This is a genomic window from Roseateles chitinivorans, assembly GCF_050632145.1.
Taxonomy (GTDB): domain Bacteria; phylum Pseudomonadota; class Gammaproteobacteria; order Burkholderiales; family Burkholderiaceae_C; genus Roseateles; species Roseateles chitinivorans_B.
In genome coordinates this window covers 2,817,701-2,841,269 of the sequence record NZ_CP192577.1, presented here as the reverse complement: position 1 = coordinate 2,841,269, position 23,569 = coordinate 2,817,701, and the positions used below count along the sequence as shown (strand labels likewise).

21 protein-coding genes are annotated in these 23,569 nt (G+C 70.5%); 8 read left to right on the top strand and 13 right to left on the bottom strand.

Annotated elements, in window-relative coordinates; translation table 11 throughout:
• Positions 1 to 50: 50 nt before the first annotated feature.
• Complete coding sequence (locus ACQ86G_RS13140; protein WP_431260966.1) at positions 51 to 935, bottom strand: DUF429 domain-containing protein; 885 nt, start codon at positions 933 to 935, stop codon at positions 51 to 53.
• Between the two features lie 110 nt (positions 936 to 1,045).
• Here ACQ86G_RS13140 and ACQ86G_RS13135 point away from each other — a divergent pair, with 110 nt between their 5' ends.
• The gene (locus tag ACQ86G_RS13135; protein WP_431260965.1) at positions 1,046 to 2,728 is read left to right on the top strand and encodes a diguanylate cyclase; all 1,683 of its coding nucleotides are present in this window, start codon (positions 1,046 to 1,048) and stop codon (positions 2,726 to 2,728) included.
• 1 nt (position 2,729) lies between these two features.
• Here the strand turns inward: ACQ86G_RS13135 and ACQ86G_RS13130 are convergent, their stop codons facing one another.
• From ACQ86G_RS13130 to hutC, 7 genes are all read right to left on the bottom strand, one after another.
• Positions 2,730 to 4,286 carry a methyl-accepting chemotaxis protein gene (locus ACQ86G_RS13130; protein ID WP_431260964.1) on the bottom strand — a complete coding sequence of 519 codons (1,557 nt, stop codon included), beginning with the start codon at positions 4,284 to 4,286 and terminating at the stop codon, positions 2,730 to 2,732.
• Positions 4,287 to 4,552: 266 nt separating this feature from the next.
• A complete protein-coding gene (locus tag ACQ86G_RS13125; RefSeq protein ID WP_431260963.1) occupies positions 4,553 to 6,109 on the bottom strand; it encodes a methyl-accepting chemotaxis protein in 1,557 nt (518 codons plus the stop codon).
• A gap of 78 nt (positions 6,110 to 6,187) precedes the next feature.
• Entirely contained in the window at positions 6,188 to 7,543 is a 1,356-nt protein-coding gene (gene hutF, locus ACQ86G_RS13120; RefSeq protein ID WP_431260962.1) for a formimidoylglutamate deiminase, read from the bottom strand.
• Positions 7,540 to 8,364 carry an N-formylglutamate deformylase gene (gene hutG / locus ACQ86G_RS13115; RefSeq protein WP_431260961.1) on the bottom strand — a complete coding sequence of 275 codons (825 nt, stop codon included), beginning with the start codon at positions 8,362 to 8,364 and terminating at the stop codon, positions 7,540 to 7,542. The genes hutF and hutG overlap by 4 nt, the downstream gene beginning before the upstream one ends.
• Before the next feature lie 122 nt (positions 8,365 to 8,486).
• Entirely contained in the window at positions 8,487 to 9,740 is a 1,254-nt protein-coding gene (gene hutI, locus ACQ86G_RS13110) for an imidazolonepropionase (protein WP_431260960.1), read from the bottom strand.
• Complete coding sequence (locus ACQ86G_RS13105; protein ID WP_431260959.1) at positions 9,737 to 10,291, bottom strand: HutD/Ves family protein; 555 nt, start codon at positions 10,289 to 10,291, stop codon at positions 9,737 to 9,739. The genes hutI and ACQ86G_RS13105 overlap by 4 nt, the downstream gene beginning before the upstream one ends.
• A 122-nt stretch (positions 10,292 to 10,413) precedes the next feature.
• A complete protein-coding gene (gene hutC, locus ACQ86G_RS13100; RefSeq protein ID WP_431260958.1) occupies positions 10,414 to 11,148 on the bottom strand; it encodes a histidine utilization repressor in 735 nt (244 codons plus the stop codon).
• Between the two features lie 141 nt (positions 11,149 to 11,289).
• Here hutC and hutU point away from each other — a divergent pair, with 141 nt between their 5' ends.
• The 3 genes from hutU (at position 11,290) to ACQ86G_RS13085 (ending at position 16,048) form a co-directional block, all read left to right on the top strand.
• Complete coding sequence (hutU, locus tag ACQ86G_RS13095) at positions 11,290 to 12,996, top strand: urocanate hydratase (RefSeq protein WP_431260957.1); 1,707 nt, start codon at positions 11,290 to 11,292, stop codon at positions 12,994 to 12,996.
• A gap of 66 nt (positions 12,997 to 13,062) precedes the next feature.
• Positions 13,063 to 14,622, top strand: a complete 1,560-nt coding sequence (gene hutH, locus ACQ86G_RS13090) for a histidine ammonia-lyase (protein ID WP_431260956.1) — start codon at positions 13,063 to 13,065, stop codon at positions 14,620 to 14,622.
• A gap of 145 nt (positions 14,623 to 14,767) precedes the next feature.
• Complete coding sequence (locus tag ACQ86G_RS13085) at positions 14,768 to 16,048, top strand: alpha/beta hydrolase (RefSeq protein ID WP_431260955.1); 1,281 nt, start codon at positions 14,768 to 14,770, stop codon at positions 16,046 to 16,048.
• A 22-nt stretch (positions 16,049 to 16,070) separates the two neighbouring features.
• Here ACQ86G_RS13085 and clsB read toward each other — a convergent pair whose 3' ends face one another.
• The 3 genes from clsB to nudB all read right to left on the bottom strand — a co-directional run bounded on the left by clsB (position 16,071) and on the right by nudB (position 18,717).
• A complete protein-coding gene (clsB, locus tag ACQ86G_RS13080) occupies positions 16,071 to 17,345 on the bottom strand; it encodes a cardiolipin synthase ClsB (protein ID WP_431260954.1) in 1,275 nt (424 codons plus the stop codon).
• On the bottom strand, positions 17,342 to 18,046 hold the full coding sequence (locus tag ACQ86G_RS13075; protein WP_431261398.1) for an endonuclease/exonuclease/phosphatase family protein: 705 nt from the start codon (positions 18,044 to 18,046) through the stop codon (positions 17,342 to 17,344). Before ACQ86G_RS13075 ends, clsB begins: the two co-directional genes overlap by 4 nt.
• Before the next feature lie 119 nt (positions 18,047 to 18,165).
• Positions 18,166 to 18,717, bottom strand: a complete 552-nt coding sequence (gene nudB, locus ACQ86G_RS13070) for a dihydroneopterin triphosphate diphosphatase (RefSeq protein WP_431260953.1) — start codon at positions 18,715 to 18,717, stop codon at positions 18,166 to 18,168.
• A gap of 303 nt (positions 18,718 to 19,020) precedes the next feature.
• On the opposite strand from nudB, the gene ACQ86G_RS13065 reads away from it, so the two are divergent.
• The 3 genes from ACQ86G_RS13065 to ACQ86G_RS13055 all read left to right on the top strand — a co-directional run bounded on the left by ACQ86G_RS13065 (position 19,021) and on the right by ACQ86G_RS13055 (position 20,756).
• The gene (locus tag ACQ86G_RS13065) at positions 19,021 to 19,434 is read left to right on the top strand and encodes a hypothetical protein (RefSeq protein WP_431260952.1); all 414 of its coding nucleotides are present in this window, start codon (positions 19,021 to 19,023) and stop codon (positions 19,432 to 19,434) included.
• Between the two features lie 92 nt (positions 19,435 to 19,526).
• A complete protein-coding gene (locus tag ACQ86G_RS13060; protein ID WP_431260951.1) occupies positions 19,527 to 20,048 on the top strand; it encodes a cell division protein FtsI in 522 nt (173 codons plus the stop codon).
• A gap of 9 nt (positions 20,049 to 20,057) precedes the next feature.
• Positions 20,058 to 20,756, top strand: a complete 699-nt coding sequence (locus ACQ86G_RS13055; RefSeq protein ID WP_431260950.1) for a flagellar basal body L-ring protein FlgH — start codon at positions 20,058 to 20,060, stop codon at positions 20,754 to 20,756.
• Positions 20,757 to 20,819: 63 nt separating this feature from the next.
• Here the strand turns inward: ACQ86G_RS13055 and ACQ86G_RS13050 are convergent, their stop codons facing one another.
• Both ACQ86G_RS13050 and ACQ86G_RS13045 read right to left on the bottom strand, forming a co-directional pair.
• Positions 20,820 to 21,137, bottom strand: coding sequence for a hypothetical protein (locus tag ACQ86G_RS13050; RefSeq protein WP_431260949.1), 318 nt, complete (start codon positions 21,135 to 21,137; stop codon positions 20,820 to 20,822).
• Between the two features lie 44 nt (positions 21,138 to 21,181).
• Complete coding sequence (locus tag ACQ86G_RS13045; RefSeq protein WP_431260948.1) at positions 21,182 to 22,423, bottom strand: hypothetical protein; 1,242 nt, start codon at positions 22,421 to 22,423, stop codon at positions 21,182 to 21,184.
• 380 nt (positions 22,424 to 22,803) lie between these two features.
• On the opposite strand from ACQ86G_RS13045, the gene ACQ86G_RS13040 reads away from it, so the two are divergent.
• Positions 22,804 to 23,133, top strand: a complete 330-nt coding sequence (locus tag ACQ86G_RS13040; RefSeq protein WP_431260947.1) for a hypothetical protein — start codon at positions 22,804 to 22,806, stop codon at positions 23,131 to 23,133.
• The last annotated feature ends 436 nt before the right edge of the window (positions 23,134 to 23,569 follow it).

Genomic DNA, 23,569 nt, shown 5'->3' with positions numbered 1-23,569 from the left:
ACGTTGAGAGAGATGAAGACGGCGAAGGCACGGCACGGCCCAGGCCGCCGTCAGGCGCAGATGATCCAGCCTTCCAGCGGATCCATGTCGGCGGGCAGTCCGTAGTCCGGCCGCGCATCGGCCCAGGCCGCCTGCATCAGGCACAGCACGGCGTCGAGCTTGTCCCCGCTGCCGTCATCGGCGAGTTCGTCCCGCTGCGCGTGGCTGAGCTTCAAACGCAGGCCGAGACGGCTGCGGCCCTGTTCGAGCGCCTCGATCAGGTCCTTGCGGGCGATCAGGCGTTCCGGCGTGTGCTTGGCGCGATCGTCGCTCTTGTAGCTGCGTGTGCCGATCAGTTCGCGTGCCAGCAGCCCCGGATAGGCCTCCAGCGCCACGCGCGTGGTGTCACCGGCATGGAGCCCTGGCAGATGCACGCCGGCCCGCACCAGGCGCGGCACGCCCGCGTGCAGCATGTAGGCGACCGGCGGATTGACCCACTTCATGCTCGGCGACGACCCGGCGGGGCCGTCGCAGGCGCGATGCGCGAATTTTCCGCCGACCGGTCGTGCGTCGCAGAACGCGGCGAAGGTGTCCCGGATCTCGGCCCTCGACAGGCTCGCGTAGTGCGCGATCAGCGGCGCCCACTCGGTCGGCCAGTCCAGCGTCTCGATGAGCTCGCGCGGCAGCCCGAACGGCAGGTCGAAGCCGCCGAGCCAGGGGCCGGGCTCCGCGAGCCACGTCTCGAAGGCCTCGAGCGACGAGATCGCCACCTGCCGTTCCAGCTTCAGGACGCTCCCTTGCCGGCGACCGGACGCCAGACGGATCGGCTTGCGGGCGGACGGCGCGCTGGTGAAGTCGACGCCGACCAGCGCGCGGTCCACCGGTTCCGTCGCCGGGATCGGCGGCGCGTCGGCGATACGTCGGGACGCGCCGGACGCTTTCGAGACTTTTGACATGCCTGCGACTGTATCCATCGTCCACTGGGGCCAGCCGCCATTGACGTGCGCTATGCGGCGACGAATGCTGCGTCATCAAGGTCGACAACATCGACGGAGGAGAGTCCGCCTTGTTCCAACGTGAACTGGCCCGAGCCCTGCATCTGAGCCGCCGCGGTGCCTACCGCGACGCCACCGATGCGCTGGAGCTGTCCCTGGTGGCCGCCGACACGGTCCGCGACCGGGCGCGGGCCCTGATCCTCATCGCCCACAACCTGCCGCGGCAAGGCGACCTGCCGGGCGCGCTGCGGCGCGCCAGCGAGGCCGCGGCGGTGGTCCGGCTGATCGATGGCGACGACCAGGACGCCTGGACGGCCGAGGCCCTCACCGAGCTCTGCTACGTCTACGCGCAGTTCCAGATGAGCCGGGACGCGATGCAGGCCGGCTGGCAGGCCCTGGCGGCGGCGCGACGCGCCGGCGATCCCGCCCGCGAAGCCTGGGCGCTGAACCGGCTGGCGGTCGCCTTCGCGGTGTCGGATCAGGTCGAGCAGGCCTGCCAGCACACACTGCAGGCCCTGGAGATCGTCCAGCAACAGTCGCCCGGCGAGCGCGAACTGCTGCTCTCCTGCCTGAACAACCTGGCGCACTTCTGGCTGCAGGCTCATGCGGAGGCGATCCGGGACGAAGACCGCACGGCGTCCGCGGAGGCGCTCGCGCAGGCCGAGCCCTACGCGGTGCGGGCGGCCGCGCTGGTGCGGGAGGAAGGCAATCCCTTCCTGGTCGTCGTGTCGCTGTCCAACCTGGTCGAGCTGCAGCTCGGCACCGGCGCGATCGACGCGGCGCTCCAGATCGCCGATGAATACGAACGTCTGGCGCAACGCCACGGCTACGCCGGCATGGTGCTGCAGGCCCGGGCGCAGCGGGCGCTGCTGCAGCTCAGGCGCGACGACACCGCGGGCGCGCAGGACGCCCTGCCCGCGCTGGAAACGCTCCAGGACCTGGTGGGTCAGCAGGCGCCGCAATCGCTGCCGGCCCGCCTGCGGCGGCAGCTCACGCTGGCCATCTACCGCGGCTACAAGCTCCGCGGCGATGCGGTGAGGGCGCTGGCGGCGCACGAGCAGCTCACCGCGCTGGAGCGCCAGTCGGCGCGCAGCGCGATGGCACTGCAGACCGAAGCGATGCTGATCCGGCAGGAGTTCCAGCAGGCGCAGGCCCGCGCCGAGCATGCGATGCAGGACGCGCGGCGCGAGCGCGAGCGCGCGGACCTCGCGGAACAGGAACAGCAGCGCCTGCGGCGTCAGGCCGCCGAACTCGGCCGCATGGCGCATGAGGACGCGTTGACCGGGCTCAACAACCGTCGGCATGCGGAATTCGCGCTGCCGCTGCTGCTCGAACGGGCGAGACAGGAGCAGCGTCCGATCTCGCTGGGACTGCTGGACATCGACCACTTCAAGCAGGTCAACGACGCCTTCGGGCACGGCGTCGGCGACCAGGCGCTGCAGAAGGTCGCGCAGGTGCTGAGGCGCCAGTTGCGCAGCGCCGACCTGCTGGCGCGGGTCGGCGGCGAGGAGTTCATGCTGGTCTTCGTCGGCGTTCCGGCCGAACGCGCGCAGGACATCTGCGAGCGGCTGCGCGGCGCCATCGCCAGCCACGACTGGGGAGAACTGGCCGACGGCCTGAAGGTCACCGTCTCCATCGGGCTGTCCGCGGGCGAGCCGCCCGCGAAACCGTCCCTCCTGGTCGAGACCGCCGACCAGGCGCTCTATGCCGCGAAGCACGCGGGACGCAACCGCGTGCAGTTCATGCCCTGCTGAGTCAGTTCAGCTTGAAGACGGCGACCGACTGGGCGAGCGCATCGGCCTGATGCTGCAGGCTCTGCGCGGCGGCGGCGGACTCCTCGACGAGCGCGGCGTTCTGCTGCGTCATCTGGTCCAGCTGCGAGATCGCCGAGCCGATCTGGTTGATGCCGCCGCTCTGCTCGGCGGTCGCATGGCTGATCTCCGCCACGATGCGCGACACGCGCGAGATCGACTCGGAGATCTCGTTGATCGTCTCGCCGGCGCGGCCGACCAGCGCGGCGCCGCTGGAGACGCTCTCGCCGCTCGCGGTGATCAGTTGCTTGATCTCCTTGGCGGCCTCGGCGCTGCGCTGGGCCAGCGAACGCACCTCGCTCGCGACGACCGCGAAACCGCGCCCCTGTTCGCCCGCACGCGCGGCTTCCACCGCCGCATTCAGCGCCAGGATGTTGGTCTGGAAAGCGATCCCGTCGATGGTGCCGATGATGTCGCCGATCCGCGCCGACGAGGTGCTGATCCTGCCCATCGTCTGCACGACCTCGCCCACCACGCTGACACCACGGACGGCGACCTCGGCGGCCTGCTCGGCCAGCGACTTCGCCTCGCCGGCGGAAGCGGCGTTGTGCTGAACGCTCGACGTCAGCTGTCCCATCGCCGACGCGGTGGCCTGCAGGTTCGACGCGGCCTGCTCGGTGCGCTGGCTCAGGTCATGCGCGCCGGCGGCGACCTCGCGCGACGCCGTCGCGATGCTGTCGGTGGCGTTGCGCACGCCGCTGACGACCTCGCGGATCGACGCCTGCATGCCCTGCACGCCGCGCGCCATCGCGGCGGTCTCGTCGGCGCCTTCGGCCTCGACGGGCTGGCTCAGGTCCTTGCGGGCGATGCGTTCGGTCGTGCTCACGGCCTGCGCCAGCGGCACGAGGATGGAGCGGATGTTCAGCACGGTCAGCAGCGCGATCAGCGCCACGCCGACCGCCATCACGACGCCCAGCACGCCGCGCACGCTCAGTTCGCGGGTCCCGAGCCGTTCCACCTCGTCCTGCCCCTGCTGGAGGATGGCCGTCGTCATGTCGCCGACGCCGCTGTCCATCGCCTGCACGGGCGCCTTGATGGCGTCGGTGGAGCGGTTGGCCTCGGCGGCATCGACGAAGTCGGCGTTGAGGATGCGCTTGGCGATGTCGTCGACGCCGGCCTTGTAGGCCTCCAGCGACTGCTTGAGCTTGGGCGGCAGCGCGCGGATCTCGGGGCTGGCGTCGAGTGTCGCCAGCGTGTCGAGCGAGCGGATCACGCCGGCGTAGGTCTTCTGCCAATCGGCCTGGGCCTGCTTGACGGTGCCGTCGTCGCCGATGTTGATGAGCATGTCCTTCTCGAAGCGGCGCAGGTTGCCGATCCCGGCGCGGACTTCGGAGAGTTGCGTCAGCGCGCCGACGTCCTGCGCGACGTACTGCTGAAAGTCGGCTCGTGAACTGCCCATGGCCCAGAGGCCGGCGCCGCCGATGAACAGGAGGGCGAGGACGGACAGGAGACCCAGACCCAGGAGGCGGGTCCGGATCGTGTAATGGCGCAACGACTGCATGTTTTCCAAACGAGGTGGATCGATGGGAAAAGACTAGCAGCCGCCATGCCAGCGCCCGAGGACGCCGTCCTCTAAACCTCGTGCACCGTGGAGTTCTCCCGCACCGATGTCACGAACGAGACCCTCGATCGCTCACCCGAAGTCCTCCGTGGCAAAACCGCGGGAGTACGACAGTGATCGGGGACGGCAGAGCACGGGGTCTTGGCGCTTGACGCCAAGGCCCTGCGCTCTGGCGGCCAACGCCCCGACCGTCGAAGCACGGGTATTCAACCGAGCTTGAACACCGCCACCGATTGCGACAGCGCATCCGCCTGATGCTGCAGGCTCTGCGCCGCCGCGGCGGACTCCTCGACGAGCGCCGCGTTCTGCTGCGTCATCTGATCGAGTTGAGAAATCGCCGATCCGATCTGGTTGATGCCGCCGCTCTGCTCGGTCGTGGCGTGGCTGATCTCCGCCACGATGCGCGACACGCGGGTGATCGAATCGGAGATCTCGTTCATCGTCTGCCCGGCGCGTTCGACGAGGGCGGCGCCGCTGGAGACGCTTTCCCCGCTGGCGGTGATCAGCTGCTTGATCTCCTTGGCGGCTTCGGCACTGCGCTGCGCCAGGGTGCGGACCTCTCCGGCGACGACGGCGAAGCCGCGCCCCTGCTCGCCCGCACGGGCCGCCTCGACGGCCGCGTTCAGCGCGAGGATGTTGGTCTGGAACGCGATCCCGTCGATGGTGCCGATGATGTCGACGATGCGCGCGGACGAGGCGCTGATCCTGCCCATCGTCTGCACCACTTCGCCGACCACGTTGACGCCGCGCCCGGCGGCGCCCGCCGCTTCTTCCGCCAGCGCGTTGGCCTGCCGCGCCGAATCGGCGTTGTGCTGCACGCTCGCGGTGAGCTGCTCCATCGCCGAGGCGGTCTCCTCCAGGTTGGACGCCGCCTGCTCGGTCCGGTGGCTGAGATCGTGCGCCCCGGCCGCGACTTCGCGCGACGCCGTCGCGATGCTGTCGGTGGCGCTGCGCACGCCGCTGACCACGTTGCGGATCGATGCCTGCATGCCCTGCACGCCGCGCATCATCGCGGCGGTCTCGTCGGTGCCGTGCACGTCGACGCGTTCGCTCAGGTCCTGCCGCGCGATGCGTTCGGTCGTGCCGACCGCCTGCGCCAGTGGGGTCAGGATGGACGCGATGTTGAAGAAGGTGAAGGTCCCGATCACCAGCACGCCCACCAGCATCACGCCGCCCAGCGCCATCCGGATGCGGACCTCCTCCGCGTCGATGCGCTGGACCTCCTGGTTGCCGCGCTCCATGATCGCCTTCGTCATCGCGCCGAGCTGCTTGTCCATCTCCCGGACCGGCCCCTTGATCGGCTCGGTCTGCCGGTTGGCCTCGGCGGAATCGACGAACTCCTGCTTCAGGATGCGTTCCACGATGCCGTCGAGTCCGCTGCGGTAGCTGCCCAACGACGCCTTCATGGCCGGCGGCATCGACTTGATCTCCGGGAGGATGTCGAGCTGGCCGATCGCGTCCAGGCTCTTGTTGACGCCCTCGAAGGCCTTGCGCCATTCCTCCTGGTAGCGCTTCACCGCAACATCGTCGCCGATGTTGATCAGCATGTCCTTCTCGTAGCGCCGCAGGTTGCCGACGCCGGCGCGGATCTCGGACAGCTGCACGAGCGACTCGACATCCTGCTGCACGTAGTGCTGGAAATCCTGCTTGGTGCGGGCCATCGCCCACAGCCCGTCGCCGCCGATGAGCAGCAGCGCGAACACCGACAACAGGCCGAGCGCCATGAGGCGCGTCCGGATCGTGAAGTTACGCAAGGACCACATGGCATTCCCATCTTTGTAGAAGGAGTGGGAAAAGCCTAGCAGCCGGCGTGCCAGCCGGACACCCTGTGGAAACGGGGGTCAGCGCCAGAGCGCGTTCATCGTCGCGACAAAGTCCTCGCGGCGGGCGGCGTCGTCGATGGCGCGCCGTTGCCCCGCGACGTAGACCGCGGCCCAGGTCGCTCCCTGGCTGGCAAAGACCAGGCCGTCCAGCAGCGCCGCTTCCGGCAGTCCGGCCAGGCCGCTCGCGGCAGTGTCGAGCACGAGGAAGTCCGCGCGTGCGCCGGCCCGCAGGCCCCACGCGTCCAGGCCCGCGGCTCGCGCGCTGCCCGCGACACAGGCGTCGAACAGGCGTGCTGCCGTCGACGGCTGCCGGCCCGGCCGAGCGGCGACGTTGCGCCGCTGCTGGCCCAGGCGCTGTCCGTACTCCAGCCAGCGCAGTTCCTCGACCCAGCCCCGCGTGACCTGGCTGTCCGAACCCACCGTCAGCGGCACGTCCGCTCCCAGCCAGCCGGGCAGGTCCGCCAGGCCGTCGCCGAGGTTGCCCTCGGTCCCCGGGCAGATCACGACGCCTGCGCCGCTCGCGGCGATGCGCGCGATCTCGTCCCGCGTGCTGTGCGTCGCATGCACCAGATGCCAGCGCGGATCCAGCCCGTAGTCGGCCAGCAGGTCGATCGGCCGCCTGCCGGTGGCCGCGAGGCAGTCGTCGACTTCCTGCTGCTGCTCGGCGACGTGCACATGGATGGGGATGTCCGCATCGCCGACCAGCGCCTGCAGTGCCCGCACATCGTCCGCATGCGCCGCACGCAACGAGTGCACCGCCACGCCGGCGCGCACCAGCGGCAGGCCCGCCGCGTTGATGCGCTGGCAGGCGCGCCAGACCCACTCCGCATCGGTGCGGAAGCGCCGCTGCGTGTCCCGCAGGCCCTTCTGGGCGAAGCCGGCATGCGCGTACAGCACCGGCAGCAGCGTCAGGCCGATGCCGGTCTCCTGCGCCGCCTCGGCCAGGGCCATCGCCATTGCGAGCTCGTCCTCGTACGGGGTTCCGTCCTCGCGGTGATGCAGGTAGTGGAACTCGCAGACCTGGGTGTAGCCGCCCGCCAGCAGTTCGGTGTAGAGCTGCGCCGCGATGGATTTCAGCTGCGCGGGCGTCACGCGCAGCGCGACGCCGTACATGCGATCGCGCCAGGACCAGAAATCGTCGCTGTCGCTGTCGCGCTGCTCGGACAGGCCGGCGAAGGCGCGCTGGAAGGCGTGGCTGTGCGCGTCGACCAGCGTCGGCAGCACCGGGCCGTCCAGGCGGAGGGCGTCCGCCGGCGGCGCTTCTCCGACGGTGATCGCCGCCCAATGACCATCGGCTCCCACGCGCATCAGCACGTCCGGCTGCCAGCGGCCGTCGAGCCACGCCAGGCGCGCGTGGAAAGTCGTCGGGCTCATGCGGCGTTCCGGGCCGGATTGGCCAGCAGATAGGCCTGCAGCAGCGTCGTCAGCACCGGGCGGACACTCTCGACGCAGGCTGCGTCCAGCTCGTAGCCCGTGAAGCCCATGTCGTTCTCGACCATGTAGCAGCGGTAGCACATCTCCAGCTGCACGGCCTGCTGGCCGAGCTCGGGCCGCCCGTACTGGCGCGTGATGTAGCCGCCCTTGAAGCGTCCGTCGAGGACCCAGCTGAAGCGGTCCTGCGCCTGCAGCGCGATCTCCATCGCCTGACGCGTGACCTGCTTGCAGGACTTGCCCTCGACGGTGCCGATGTTGAGGTCGGGCAGTTGGCCCTCGAAGAGCCAGGGCAGTTCGGAGCGGATGCTGTGTGCCTCGAACAGCAGCGCGAAGCCGTGTTCCTGGCGCAGCCGCTGCAGCTCGCCCTGCAGCGCCTGGTGGTACGGCGCCCAGTAGGTCTCGACGCGGCGCTGCTTCTCCTCGGCGTCGGGGGCGAGGCCCTCCTTGTACAGCGGCTCGCCGGTGAAGAAGCGCGTCGGGCACAGCTCGGTGTTGGACGCGCCGGGGTACATCGGCGTGTCCTCGGGCGGGCGGTTCAGGTCGATCAGGTAACGCGAGAAGCGCGGCACCAGCAACCCCGCGCCGAGCTGCCCGGCGATCGGCGCGTACAGCGGCTCGAGGTGCCAGTCGGTGTCCTCGCTGCCGAGCGCCCGCTCGACGTAGCGGTGATGCTGGTCCGCCGGGATCTCGCGGCCCACGTGCGGCATGCTGATCAGCAGCGGGGTGCGGCCGCGCCGCAATTCAAAGACGTCGTGCTTCATCGCTCGTTTCCTCTCGTCTCCTGGGGCCGCGGCAGGCGCTGGCGCGCACCGTGGGCCGCTTCGTTCTTGTCTCGGCCGAACCTCCGCCGCGCAGCCGCGCAGCCGCTCAGCCACCCGCCGCTTCAGCCGCGCGGCCGTCCGCCGACGACGGTCTGCCGCAACGGATTGCGGCCGAACCAGTAGGCGAGTTCCCGCGGATGCGCGGCGTCCCAGATGCAGAAATCGGCGCGCTGGCCTGCGGCCAGCCGCCCGCGATCGGGCAAACCGAGCGCCCGTGCCGCGTTCGTCGTGAGACCGCGCAGCGCCTCTTCCGGCGTCATCCGGAAGAAAGTGCAAGCCATGTTGAGCATCAGCAGCAGCGACAGCCCTGGCGAGCTGCCCGGGTTGTGGTCGGTGGCCAGCGCGATCGGCACGCCGGCGTCGCGCAGCGCCTGGATCGGCGGCAGCTTGGTCTCGCGCAGGAAGTAGAAGGCGCCGGGCAGCAGCACCGCCACCGTTCCGGCACGCGCCATCGCGGCGATGCCGGCATCGCTCAGGTATTCGAGGTGGTCGCAGGAAAGCGCATTGAACGCCGCCGCGAGCGCCGCACCGCCCTGATCGCTCAACTGCTCCGCATGCAGCTTCACCGGCAGACCGAGCGCCTGAGCGGCCTCGAACACGCGGCGGGTCTGGTCGGGCGTGAAACCGATGGGTTCGCAGAAAGCGTCGACCGCGTCGACCAGTCCCTGCCGGTGCAACTCCGGCAACCACGCACAGACCGCGTCGACGTACTCGTCCTGACGACCGTCGAATTCGGGCGGCAGTGCATGCGCGCCCAGATAGGTCGTCTTCACCGTCAGGCCGAGTCCGGAGAGCTGGCGCGCGACGCGCAGGCATTTCGCCTCGTCCGCCAGCGACAGGCCGTAGCCCGACTTCACCTCCAGCGTCGTCAGTCCTTCGGCCATCAGCGCCCGCGCCCGCTGCACGGCCAGCGCATGAAGGTCCTGCTCGCTCGCCGCCCGCGTCGCGGCGACGGTCGATCGGATGCCGCCGCCGGCGCGCGCGATCTCTTCGTAGGTCGCGCCCTGCAGGCGCAGCTCGAACTCCGCCGAGCGCTCGCCGCCGTAGACCAGATGCGTGTGGCAGTCGATGAAGCCGGGCGTCACCAGCTGGCCGCCCAGGTCGTGCAGTTCGGCCGCACTGTCGCGCAGATCCGCCGGCAGCGCCGCCATCGGCCCGACCCACCGCAGCGACTCGTCCTCGACCAGTAACGCGCCGTCGTTCACCCGGCCCCAGTCGCGGTCGCCCGCCAGGGTGGTCAGCGTCGCATGGGCGTACAGCACGCGCCGCGGCGCCTGTGCCGACGCCGTTCCTGCCGTCGAGGCCCCGATCGTCAAGACTCGCTCCAGATGAGCCACCACGCGGGACCATGCTGATCGCCGTCGTCGAAGACGCAGCTCTGCGAGGCCGGCGACTCGCACCACGCCAGCGTGTGCGGCGCCAGCGGCACGGAGCGGTGGCCGTGGATGATCATCCCGCCCTCCTGCGTGAACAGGCCGAGCCACTGCGCCCCGTGCGGGATCACCGGCCGGTCGGCGGGCTGCACGCGGAACACGCCCGCGTCCCGACGGTGCATCGCGTTGAAGTCCTGCGTCGGACCGTCGATGAGCACGCAGTTCGGTGCGTCCTCGCCGGCGAACTGCACGATGCCCTCGTTGGGCTTCAGCGCGCGGCCGCGCAGGATCACGCCCCCGCCCGACAGCACGCTGAACCAGCGGTCCACGCCCGGGAAGGTCGAGAACGGCCCGTCGCGGTCGATGTCCGCGATGCTGACGCGGACCTTCCAGTCCGCCACGTGCGGCCAGGCCAGCAACTCGCGCGTCCGCCCTCCCCCGTTGCGCCACGGGGTGGGCGCGACATCATCAGCGGTGATCCTCATCCAGCTCATGTCCGGCAGCTTGTTGGTTTTTGTCGAAGCCCGGGATTTTCGAAGACTCATCCACCGCGTCACGTCACGAAACGTCACATCCGCTCTCCTGCTACAACTGGCCCGCCAACTCGTGAACAGCGTCACGCCTGGAAGCTGCCTTCAAGAAAATATCGGCTGGCCGGATGCACCAACCGCACCGCCGTCACCGTGCGGCCAAGACTCGATGTCGCCCGCTTCACCACGAGACAGGGTTCGGCGCGCGGCATCCCCAGCAGCTTCGCCTCGAGGGCGCTGGGCATGGCCGCCTCGATCGTATAGCGCGCCTCCGACAGCGGGGCGACCTCGAGCAGGTAATGCGTCGGGGTCACCTGCTCGAAATCCTGGTCCATGTAGGCCGGTGCGCAGGCCGGATTGACAAGGCGGTCCTCGCACTGGATCGCGATGCCGTTCTCGCGGTGCACGATGACGCTGTGAAACAGGGTCGCGCCGGCGCGCAGTCCCAGCATCGCCGCCTGTCCGGCGCTCGCCTTCAACGATTCGAGCACATGGACCCGGGCCTCATGGCGGTGACCGCGCTCGGCGATCTCGTCATGCACATCGCGCACCGTCAGCGTCGACGCGATCCGGTGCAGCTGCGCGACGAAGGTGCCCACGCCCTGCACCCGCTCGATCATCCCTTCCTGGTGCAGCTCGCGCAGCGCGCGGTTCACCGTCATGCGGCTGACGCCGAAGGTCCCGGTCAGTTCCGCCTCGGACGGCAGTCGCTCGCCCGGGCGCCAGCGCCCGCCGGCGATGCCTTCGCGCAGATGCGTCTTCACCTTCAGGTATTGCGGCGAGGGGCCGTCGCCGGCCGGGCTCGATGAGGGGGTCGCCATGGGGCGCGATCCTACTTGACTGTACTTGTATAGACAACTGAGAAAACCGCTCCTATGATCGCGCCCCATCGGCCCACCAGCGGCCCGCCGGCCGCGCGATCCACGGCGGCCGGGCCTCGTTGCCCAGACCAGGAGACCTCGATGACGACGACCACGACCCCTGTTCCCTCGGCCCAGCCCCGCCCGGTGCGCGCGCCCACCGGCACGCAGCTGAGCTGCAAGAACTGGCTGATCGAAGCCGCCTACCGGATGATCCAAAACAACCTGGATCCGGCCGTGGCCGAGAACCCGGATGCGCTCGTGGTCTACGGCGGCATCGGCAAGGCGGCCCGCAACTGGGACTGCTTCGAGCAGATCCTGACGTCGCTCAAGAACCTCAACGAGGACGAGACGCTGCTGATCCAGTCGGGCAAGCCGGTCGGCGTCTTCCCCTCGCACGTCGATGCGCCGCGCGTGCTGCTGGCCAACTCCAACCTGGTGCCGGCCTGGGCCAACTGGGAGCACTTCAACGAGCTCGACCGCCAGGGTCTGATGATGTACGGCCAGATGACGGCCGGCTCGTGGATCTACATCGGCTCGCAGGGCATCGTGCAGGGCACCTACGAGACCTTCGCCGAGGCCGGCCGCCAGCACTTCGGCGGCGACATGGTCGGCCGCTGGGTGCTGACCGCGGGGCTGGGCGGCATGGGCGGCGCGCAACCGCTGGCGGCGACCTTCGCCGGCGCCTGCTCGCTGACGATCGAGTGCCAGCAGTCGCGCATCGATTTCCGCCTGAAGACGCGCTACGTCGACGAACAGGCGACCGACCTCGACGACGCGCTGGCGCGCATCGCCAAGTACACGTCGGAGAAGAAGGCCGTCTCCATCGCGCTGCTGGGCAACGCGGCCGAGGTCCTGCCCGCGCTGGTCGCCCGCGTGAAGGCCGGCAGCGCGATCAAGCCGGACCTGGTCACCGACCAGACCTCGGCGCACGACCTGATCAACGGCTACCTGCCGGTGGGCTGGACGGTGGAACAATGGAAGGCCGCCGCGTCGGATGCCTCGAAGCATGCCGACCTGAAGGCCGCCGCCGCGCGCGGTTGCGCCGTGCACGTGCAGGCGATGCTGGACTTCCAGGCGATGGGCATCGCGACCGTCGACTACGGCAACAACATCCGCCAGGTCGCCTTCGACCAGGGTGTGAAGAACGCCTTCGACTTCCCCGGTTTCGTGCCCGCGTATGTGCGCCCGCAGTTCTGCGAGGGCCGCGGCCCGTTCCGCTGGGTCGCGCTGTCCGGTGATCCGGAGGACATCTACAAGACCGACGCCAAGATCAAGGAACTTTTCCCCCACCATGCCGGCGTGCACCGCTGGCTGGACATGGCGCGCGAGCGCATCGCCTTCCAGGGCCTGCCCGCGCGCATCTGCTGGCTGGGCCTGGGCGAGCGCCACAAGGCCGGGCTCGCGTTCAACGAGATGGTCCGCACCGGTGAATTGAAGGCGCCGATCGTCATCGGCCGCGACCACCTGGATTCCGGCTCGGTCGCCAGCCCGAACCGCGAGACCGAATCGATGAAGGACGGCTCCGACGCCGTGTCCGACTGGCCGCTGCTCAACGCGATGCTCAACACCGCCGGTGGCGCGACCTGGGTCTCGCTGCACCACGGCGGCGGCGTGGGCATGGGCTATTCGCAGCACAGCGGCGTGGTCATCGTCTGCGACGGCAGCGAAGCGGCCGACAAGCGCCTCTCGCGCGTGCTGTGGAACGACCCCGGCACCGGCGTCATGCGCCACGCCGACGCGGGCTACGAGCTGGCGCAGCAGACCGCGCAGGAGCGCGGCCTGAAGCTGCCGATGCTGGGCCGCTGAGCCCTCACGCCCGCCCACGCTCCCGCCCTTCCCCAGACACCGAATCAGACTTCGATCCGAGTTCCCATGACGACTTCCCTCGAACTCATTCCCGGCCAGCTCTCGCTGGAGCAGCTGCGCCGCATCCGCGCCGGCGGCGTGTCGCTCGCGCTGCATGCCGAGGCCTGGCCCGCGATCCGCCGCGGTGCTGCCGTCGTGCAGGCGGCCGCGGCCGGCGACGACCCCGTCTACGGCGTCAACACCGGCTTCGGCAAGCTCGCGTCCAAGCGCATCGGCAAGGACGAGCTGGCCGCCCTGCAGCGCAACCTGATCCGCTCGCACTGCGTCGGCGTCGGCGCGCCGCTGGCGCCGCCGGTCGTGCGGCTGATGCTGGCGACGAAGGCCGCCTCGCTGGCGCGTGGCTTCTCCGGCGTGCGTGAATCCGTCGTGCAGAGCATCCTCGACGCCTTCAACGCCGGCCTCGTGCCCTACGTGCCGGCGCAGGGCTCGGTGGGCGCCTCGGGCGACCTGGCGCCGCTGTCGCACATGACGCTGGCGCTGATGGGCGAAGGCGAGATGCTGGTCGACGGCCAGCGCAAGCCCGCGCTCGCCGAACTGGAGAAGGCCGGGCTGAAGCCGCTGGTGCTCGGAGCCAAGGAAGGCCTGGCGCTGATCAACGGCACGCAGACCTCGACGGCGCTCGCGCTCGAAGGCCTGCTGCGCTTCGAGACCGTCTACGCCGCCGCCGTCGTCAGCGGCGCGCTGAGCCTGGACGCCGCGCGCGGCAGCGACGGCCCCTTCGATCCCCGCATCCACGAGGTGCGCGGCCAGCCCGGCCAGATCGAGGCCGCCGCGGCCTACCGCGCGCTGCTCGCCGGCAGCCCGATCCGCCAGTCGCATCGCGACGGCGACGACCGCGTGCAGGATCCCTACTGCCTGCGCTGCCAGCCGCAGGTCATGGGCGCCTGCCTGGACCAGTCGCGCCACGTCCGCGACGTGCTGCTGCGCGAGGCCAACGCGGTCACCGACAACCCGCTGGTGTTCGCGCCGGAGGACGGCCCGGCCACGATGGTCTCGGGCGGCAACTTCCACGCGGAGCCGGTGGCGCTCGCCGCCGACGCGCTCGCCTGCGCGATCGCCGAGGTCGGCGCCATCGCCGAGCGCCGCATCGCCATGCTGATCGACACCGGCGTCTCGCGCCTGCCCGCGTTCCTGACGGAGAACGCCGGCCTGAACTCCGGCTTCATGATCGCGCACGTCACGGCCGCGGCGCTGGCCAGCGAGAACAAGTCGCTGGCGCATCCGGCCAGCGTCGACAGCCTGCCGACCTCCGCCAACCAGGAGGACCACGTCTCGATGGCCACCTTCGGCGCCCGTCGCCTGGGCCCGATGCTGGACAACACCGCGCACATCGTCGCCATCGAGCTGCTGGCCGCCGCGCAGGGCATCGAGTTCCTGCGGCCGCTGCGCAGCTCCGCGCCGCTGGAGGACGTGCATGCGCTGCTGCGCGAGCAGTGTCCGGCGATGGCCACCGACCACTACCTGGCGCCGGACATCGAGCGCGCCTTCGTGCTGGTCAACGACGACGGTCCGCGCGGCCCGGCCGCGCTGCTGCGCGCACGCACGGAGATGGTCGTGCTGGACTAACATCCGGGACATCGGCGGGCCGCGCCCGCCACCTCCCCGCGAGTCCCGCATGCCCCACACCGCCTCGACGGCGCGCACTCCGCGCGCCGTTCGCGTTTCCACCCTCCCCGCGCCGGAACGCGCTTCGCCCCTGCTTGTGCGCTTTGTGGCCGGCCTGTTGCTGCTGATGGCGGCGCTGCTCGTCGCACCGCGCGCCTTCGCCGCGACCAAGGTCGTCTTCGACATCGACATGCGCGAGGAGATCGCCGGCGGCCGCTTCGATGCCACCAAGGACGTCGTCGGCGTGCGCGGCGGCGCGGCGCCGCTGAACTGGGGGCGCTCGATCGTCGCGCCCGCGGCAGGCCTGGGCCGCGAGGGCTGGTACAGCGTCTCCATCGTCTTCGAGCGCATTCCGCCCGGCGGCAACGTGCCCTACAAGTTCCATGTCGAGCACCCCGGCCAGAACGACCCCGAAGGCGATTGGGAGTCCGGCTCCAACCGGTCGCTGGAACTGGTCGCCGACGAGGTCCGGGTCTCGCGCGCCTTCAATGCGCCGGGCGCGCCGATCTCGTTGAGCCGTGCCGGCACGATCGAACGCCTGGCGCCGCTGCCCGGCAACTTCGTCGCCCAGCGTCCGGTGCAGGTCTGGCTGCCGCCGAACTACGAGCGCGACACCGACCGCCGTTACCCGGTGCTCTACCTGCATGACGGCCAGAACGTCTTCGACGCCGCCGCGGCGGGCGCCGAGTGGCAGGTCGACGAGACCGCGCAGCGCCTCGTCGTCGACGGCCAGATCCAGCCGCTGATCATCGTGGCGGTCAACAACACCTCGCGTCGCATCGACGAATACACCGCGACGGCGATGAAGTACGAGGGCAACACGCGCGGCGGTCTCGCGCCCGCCTACGCGCGCTACCTGATCGAGCAGCTCAAGCCGTCGATCGACGCGCGCTACCGCACGAAGCCGGATGCGGCGCATACGGCGGTCGGGGGATCTTCGCTGGGCGGCATCGCGAGCCTGTGGCTGGCCATGCATCACAGCGACGTGTTCGGCGCGGCGCTGGTGATTTCCCCGTCGCTGTGGTGGGACAACGAGTTCCCGATCCGCGACGTGGCCCGTACGCCGCTGCCGATGAGCCTGGACCGGCCGCGCCTGTGGCTGGACATGGGCACCGACGAGGGGCCGCAGGCGGTCGCCCAGCTGCGACAGCTGCGCGCGCAGCTGTTTGCGCGCGGCTGGCAGCGCACGACCTTGAATTACGTCGAGGTCCCCGGCGGGACGCACGACGAGGCCAGTTGGGCAGCCCGTTTCGGCGACATGCTCCGTTTCCTGGACCGGCAGGTGTGGAATCCCGACGGCCGCAAGGAGCCCGCCGTGGGCCAGGATCCGTTCCCGACCTCGTTCGTGCCCGACATCTTCAAGCCACGACGTCCCACGCAGTGGTAGGTTCAAGCGTCCCCACGGCCGATCAATACCGCCCGGTCGCGCCTGCCACCCGCAGGTACACATAGGCGACCCAGGCGACCAACGCGCGCCCGAGGAAGCCTCGCAGACCCCGCCCCGCGGTCTGCTCGACGCGATGGGACAGGGCGACCGCCGCGTCGAACTCCCGTGCGACGTCGCCGGCGAACGCGGCGTCGCGCACGACGACGTTCGCTTCGAGGTTGAGCAGCAGCGACAGCGGATCGATGTTGGAGCTGCCGATGGTGGCCCAGTCGTTGTCGACGACGCAGATCTTGGCGTGGAGGAACGCCGGCGTGTATTCGTAGATCTGGACGCCGTGCCCGAGCAGCTCGTCGTAGAGCGCGTGGGCGGCCAGCGCGGCGATCTTGTAGTCGACCTTGCCCTGGAGCAGCAGCCGCACCTGGACGCCACGCTGGGCGGCATCCTTCAGCGCGCGGCGGAAGCGTTGCCCCGGATAGAAATAGGGCGTGATCAGGTCGACACGCGCGGTCGCGGCGCGGATCGCGTCGACGTAGGCGCGTTCGATGGTGCGGCGCTGCCGCAGGTTGTCGCGCAGCACGAAGGCCGCGCGCACCGGCGGCAGGCGGTCGGGGTCGCGCCGGCGGTGTTCCCCGCGCGGCATCCGGATGCGCCGCATCAGTCGCCTGGCGCGCCGCGCCGGCGAGGCGCTGCGGATCATCGCCCGCATCTCGTCGCCGAAGTCGTGGCCCAGCCACGCCCGTGTCCACACCGCACGCGCCGCCTGCTCGATGGCCCGCACCGCCGGCCCGCCGACGCTGACGGCGAAGTCCAGCCGCGGCATCTCGGTGCGCCCGTGGTGCAGGTCCACGCGATCGTCGATCACGTTGATGCCGCCGACGAAGCCCACCCGGCCGTCGACCACGCACAGCTTCTGGTGCAGTCGTCGCAACTGCCCGGGATGCAGCCAGTTCCACCACCGGTCGATCGGACGGAACACCGCCAGCGCGACCGGCGCGCCGTCGAGCTGCGCCCGCAGCCACGCCAGGCTGCCCTTGGAGCCGAAGCCGTCGACCACCACCCTCACCCGCACGCCGCGTTGCGCCGCGCGCTTCAGGGCGTCGACGGTCGCGGCGCCGGCTTCGTCATCGTGAAAGATGTAGGTCGCCAGCCAGACCTCGTGTTCCGCGTGATCGATCGCCTCGATCTGCGCCGGGAACAGCGCGTCGCCGCCGCACAGCAGCCGCACCGCGTTGCCGCCGGTGAAGCTGGGCTGGGACCCGAGGGTCCACGGGAAGAGGGGTTCCGGCGTCCGCTTCAAGTCAGCACGAGCTCGGCGAGCAGCGGCAGGTGGTCGGACATCCGCGCCCACGCCGGACCGCGCGGCACCTTCATGTCCACGCAGCGCAGGCCGCGCATGTAGATGCGGTCCAGCGCGAACACCGGCACCCGCGACGGGAAGGTCGGCAGCGAGCGCTTCGCGCCGGGCAGCATCGCCCGGCTCAGGCCGGTCGTGCGCATGGACTCTTCCAGCCGCTCGCCCCAGTCGTTGAAGTCGCCGGCCACGACCAGCGGCGCGCCGCGCGGCACGTGGTCCTCGATGAAGGCCGCCAGCTTCTGGATCTGGCGCACCCGGCTGCCGTGGATCAATCCGAGATGGGCGACCACCGCATGCACCTCGGTGCCCTGCCAGCGCACCGGCACGTGCAGCAGGCCGCGCTGCTCGAAGCGGTGGTCCGACACGTCGTGGTGCCCGATGTCGCCCAGCGGATAGCGCGACAGCAGCGCGTTGCCGTGCTCACCGTGGCGCGTGACGGCGTTGGTGCGGTAGGCCACCTCGTAACCTTCCGGCGCGAGGAACTCCGCCTGCCCCTGCTCCGGCCAACCGAACCAGCTGCGATCGAACTGGCGCGCCTCGCGATGGTGGAACAGTCGCACCTCTTGCAGGAAGACCAGGTCCGCGTCCAGCGCCTGCACGCCCATGCCGAGGTTGTGGATCTCCAGGCGCTTGCCCAGCCCCATGCCGCGCACGCCCTTGTGGATGTTGTAGGTCGCCACACGCAGGCGTCCGACGCTGTCGGCCGGCGAGGTGTCCGTGGTCGCCGAGTTGGCCAGGGCCGCGTGGCGCGGCGTTCGGCGGATCATGGCGCGGCCCTTTCATCGCGTGCCCGCTGGGCAGGCAGCTGGAGGATGGCTTCCGCGTTGGACGGCGAGAAGCACAGGTCCGCCGCCTCGCGCCACGGGAGCCAGCGGAAATCGAGGTGCTCTCGCGGCGCCAGCGTGACCGCGGTGTCCGCCGGCACCGTCAGGCCGAAGACGTGCTCGGTGTTGCGCGTCACGCCCGGCGCGTAGCGGTGACGCCAGACCGGATAGATGTCGTAGACGTTGGCCAGTCCCCAGTCGACGAGCGCCTCGGGGGCCAGGTCTTGCACGCGGATGCCGGTTTCCTCGAACACCTCGCGCCGCGCGGTGTCGGTGAGCAACTCCTCGAGCGTGTCCTTGGAGCCGGTCACGCACTGCCAGAAGCCGGGCCGGTCGGCCCGTTCCAGCATCAGCACGTCCAGCGCGTCGGTGTGGATCACGACCAGCACGGATTCGGGGATCTTGTGGGCACGCGCAGCCGTCTCGGCGGAGGCCGTTTGGGCGGCGGCCGGGAGCGGGGTGGCGACAGGGGCGAGAGGCACTTCGCTCATAGCGGACAAGCATATCCCAGGGTCATGGCACGGCCGGCGTGTGCCGGGTCCGGCACGCCATCGACATGGACTCCCACACGCCCGACAAACACCGGACACGGAGGGGCGCATCGCGTCGCCCGACACGCCGTCCGACCGCGCGGGCAACGCTTGTTCACAGTCGATGAACAACGGCGTCGGCAGATGTGCGGCAGGAAATATAGAAAGTTTGTAGAGCCGCCGGACGCTGCCGGTCATGAGGGCATCCGCCGTGCCTCCCCCCGGAAGAATGACCTCCATCGCAACGACCACCCAGGAGGGGTCATGACCACCGTCACCACCACGAACGGCACCGGCGCTCCGCTGGTCGCGTCCCGCCAGCTCGTGAGCCGCCCCAGCGGCAGCTTCGAGATCAACGCCCGCGAGTACGGCACCGTCGCCGCCGGCGCGATCGGCCTGGCCCAGGCGGCCTACCAGGGCGGCGAGAACGCCGTCAGCACCGTCGTTCACTGGAGCGAGGAAGGCCTGCAGGCGCTCGAGGACGGCGCCAAGGACCTGGGCCATGCCCTCTCGACCGGCCTGTCGGAGGTCAAGGAACTGGCCGGCGACGTGAAGGACGCGGTCGCCAGCGGCACCAGCACGGTGATGAAGGAGGCCGGCGACATCGGCAGCACCGTCAGCGGCTACCTGGCCGCGGGCGCGGTCGCCGGCAAGGCGCTGATCGACGAGATCCTCTGAGCATGCGCACCGCCGTCGTCCGCCCGCGCCGTCCCGTCCTCGCCCGAACACGAGCCCGCGCCCGCGCCTTCTCCCTCAGGCTCGCGCTCGGGATGGGTGCCCTGCTGCCGCTGGCCGGTTGCTCGCTGCTGAGCCCGATGCCCAGCATCGAGCTGGCCAAGGCCACGGCCGGCATGGCGACGGTGGCGATCGGCCAGGGGCCGACGCGTGCGACGCAGACCGTGTTCCACGATGCGGCGCTGCCGGACCGTGTCTGCATCGAATACAACCGCTCGCTCTCGCTGCCTGAGTTCGTGCCGGCGCTGATCGCCGAGCTGCGCGACCACGAAGTCCAGGCCCGCGTCTTCGAAGCGGGCGTGCGCCCCGGCGACGAGGCTTGCCCCGCCTGGGTGCACTACCAGGGTCTGCAGCAGTGGGACAAGCCGCCGCTGTCGGACCAGGTCCGGCCCTATCTGTCGCAGGCGACGCTGAGCCTGCACGATGCCGGCGGCCGGCTGATGGCCGCCAGCAGCTACCGCAGCGACGACGCGACGCTGGGCCTGGGGAAGTGGGCCAGCACGCGCAACAAGCTCGCACCGGTGGTGCGGGCGCTGCTCACCGGCTTTGAAGGTTGAGGGGGATTCATGTTCAACGTTGCCATGGCCGCGCGACGCGGTGGACTGCTGCTGGGCGGCGCCCTCCTGAGCGCCTGCGCCTCGAACGAGGCGCTGGTGCAGGGACCGGTGCAGGGGATGCCGGCGCCCGACGGCGCCTATGTCGAGCGCGTCAACAACGGCGCCATCTACCAGCCCGGCATGGCCGCGGCCTCGCTCTTCACCACCGAGCGCCGCGCGCGGCAGGTCGGTGACTCGCTGAAGGTCGCCATCAGCGAGTCGCTCAGCGCCACGCAGAAGAGCAGGACCGACACCAGCCGCGACAACAAGCTCGCGGTCAAGGGCCCGGGCGGCTCCAGCAACGTCGGCATCGTCGACCGGCTGCTCAAGGCCGACGCCACCGCGTCGGGCAGCGATTCGTACAAGGGCAGCGGCGACACCGAAGCCAGCGGCAGCCTCAGCGGGCAGATGGCCGTGTCGGTGATCAACGTGCTGCCCAACGGGCATCTCGTCGTCGCCGGGGAACGCAGCATCGCGATGAACGGCGGGCTGCAGACCTTGCGCTTCTCGGGCGTGGTCAATCCGCAGGACATCCGCACCGGCAACCAGGTCCAGTCGGCGGACGTCGTCAATGCGCGGATGGAGGTGGCCGGCAAGGGCGAGGTGTCCGAGGCCGCCCGGCGCAGCTGGCTTCAGCGGGTGTTGACGTCGAGCCTCGCCATCTGGTGATCACCGCCCGGCGGGCGGGTGCCGCCGGGTGTTGCGCAGGACAAGGTCAAGGTCAACGTCGCCTCACGCGAGCCGCGCGGCGAGACGTCGGGCGAGCTCGAGCGCCTCGGACAGATCCGGGCGTCCCAGGTCGGCCGCCTCGCCACCACCGACCCGGCTCGAGAGCCGCTCCAGCACGGACACCAGGGCACGCGCCTGCGCGCCGGGATCGGCCGCATCGGCGGTGCCCGCGCCGGCCTCCGCGGCGGGCAGCTGGGCAATCAAGCGTTGGAGCCAGCCGGCGAGCCGTTCGGCCCGGCTGCGGTCGGCGCGCGACCAGACGGCCCCCTCCGCGCGCTCCAGCACCAGTTCGCCGACGACCGCGCCCGCGGCATTGCGCAACGACAGCGCCTGCGACGACCGGCCCGGGCGCACCGCGGCGCCGATCAGCGCGGGCGAGTCCCCCCGGTCCAGCGCAGCGTCAGGGCCGTGAGTGCCAAGGCTTCCAGCAGACGCGGTCGCGCCTGCTGCCAATGCGACTCGACATCCGCGGCGGTGGCCACTGCCGTACCGGAACGGCCCAGCGTCAACAGCAGTCCTTCCGCCCCGTGAGGATCCGTGTCGAAACGCGCGAGCTGCTCCAGCCGGGCCGGCAGTTCGGTCTGTCCGAGGGTCGCTTCCAACCGCTGCCGCTGCTGCTGGTGATACCAGCTCGGGCCCAGTTGCTCCTGCTCGGCCATCAGTTGCCCCAGCCGGCCGTGCGCGGCAGCCTGCAAGGACCGCGACTGGATCTCCTCGCCGAGCGCGAGGGCCTGCTGCGCGGGCGGCACGGCCTCCGTGCCGCGACGCAGCTCGCTGATCAGCAGCAGCGTCTGCGCCTGCAACCAGCGGTAGCGGCAACGGCGCGACAGGTCTTCCGCCTCGGCGGCCAGGGTCAAGGCATGTTCCACCGCGCCGCTGTCGCGTGCGCAGCGCGCGTGGTGCCACATCGCTTCGGCCTCATAGTCGCGATGCCCGACGGCACGCGCGTCGGCGCGGGCCTCGTCCAGGCGCGGCAGCGCCGCCTGCGGCCCCTGCGTCGCGCGCAGCGACACCGCACGGTTCAGTGCGATCTTGGAGCGCATGTAGGGGTCGTCGCCCAACTGCGGATAGTGCAGTTCGGCCTGATCCAGCACGCGGCCACCGCGCGCCCAGTCGCCGAGCGCGAAGCACAGGTGCGCCAGGCCGATCCGCGCCAGGCATGCCCAGCGGGTCTCGTCGTCGGCCAGTTCCAGCGTCTGGCTCCAGGCATTGCAGGCCTGGACATAGTCGCCGCGCTGGTAGTGCATGCGGCCCAGCGCCTCGCTGAGTTCCGCCGCCTCCTCGAGCAGCCGGTGCTGCAAGGCCCGCGCGATCGCCCGCTCGAGCTCGGCCTGCAGCTCCGGTCCGCGGCCCCAGCGTTCGAGGATGAAGAAGGCACCCAGCAGCGCCTGGAACGGCGGTTCGCCCTCGCGCGCGATCAGGCGCTGCAGCCGAGGCAAGGCCAGGCCGGGACGCCGCATCACCAGCCGCTCCCAGCGCGCCTGCGGCGTCATGGCCGGGCCGCCCGCACCGGCGCCGCGTCGCGCGCCTGCCTGCCGCACGCGGCCGTCCCTGCCCTTGCTTCCGCGTTCGCCCCGCTCGCCCGTCGCCATGTCCGTCCCGTTCAATGCATCCCCTCCGGGGGACGGCGGAAGCATAAACGCCCCGGCGGATCGTGCTGCCCCGCTCCTTCAACGGCATCCCACCAGGAAGCGGGAGTCGCCCGCACATTCCTGTGATTCACGGACGAACTCCCACTCGTCTCGGTCATTGAAGCGCATCGCGTCCCAACGAGAGGATCGACGTCTTGCCACAACGCACCCGCCCTATGACCACTCCTCCTTTCCAAGCCACCCGGACCGCCTGTGCCGTCGTTCTGTCAACGGCGTGCGCCGCCGCCATGTCAGGCCTGGTCATCGTCCTGCCCGCTCAGGCAGAAACACCCCCGCCTCCCGTTCAGACGGCAGCATCCGGCAATCACCACCTCCGACCGTCCGAGTCCGCCGCCATGCCGCTTCGAGCACCCCATCGACCGCCACTCGTCACCCGGATCACGTCTCGCGGGCCTTCCCCCACCATCGACCCGCCAACGCGCGAACGGACGGCAGAGGGAGACATCGTCGAACGCCGCTCGATCTCGTCCCCGTCGGGCGACACCACCCTTGAAACACGGACCGTGCTGCGCCGACACGACAACCGCAGCATCGGCGATCAACGGACCGGCGCCCCCGGCATCAACTACGGTCCGTCGCGCGAGCGCAGCCTGCAAGGCCGCACGTCGGACAGCCCCAACAGCGTCGACTCAGTCGGATTCGGTTTCAAGCGTCGGGTCGACTGACGTGTCCGTCATCGCCGGCGTCCACCAGGTCGCCGGAAAGACAACGCCCTGCCCGCCTGGGCCTCGGGGCGTTGGCGTTCCGATCCGCGCGGCGCCGGGGTTTGCGCAAGGGGATGTGCCCCACGCTACCCGGTGGCTGTCGGCTGTTGTCGCCTGTCCCCCATCAATCGATGGATGGAGACCGACTTCGATGGGTAGGTCGTTCGCGGGATGACAGCTCATTTCGGTCATTGAGGGGGAACACCCCTCGAACGGACGATAGAGGCTCTTATCCACCCACCGCCGCCGCCTCATGAACACGCCCTCGCTTCCCCCGCCGTCAACGCCGTTGCCGCATTCCTCTCGACCTCGATCACTGCCCTGATCTTCGCGCTGGTCATCGTCCTGCCCGAAGTGGCGGACATGCCGTTCGTCTGCGTCGAACACACGCAGACAA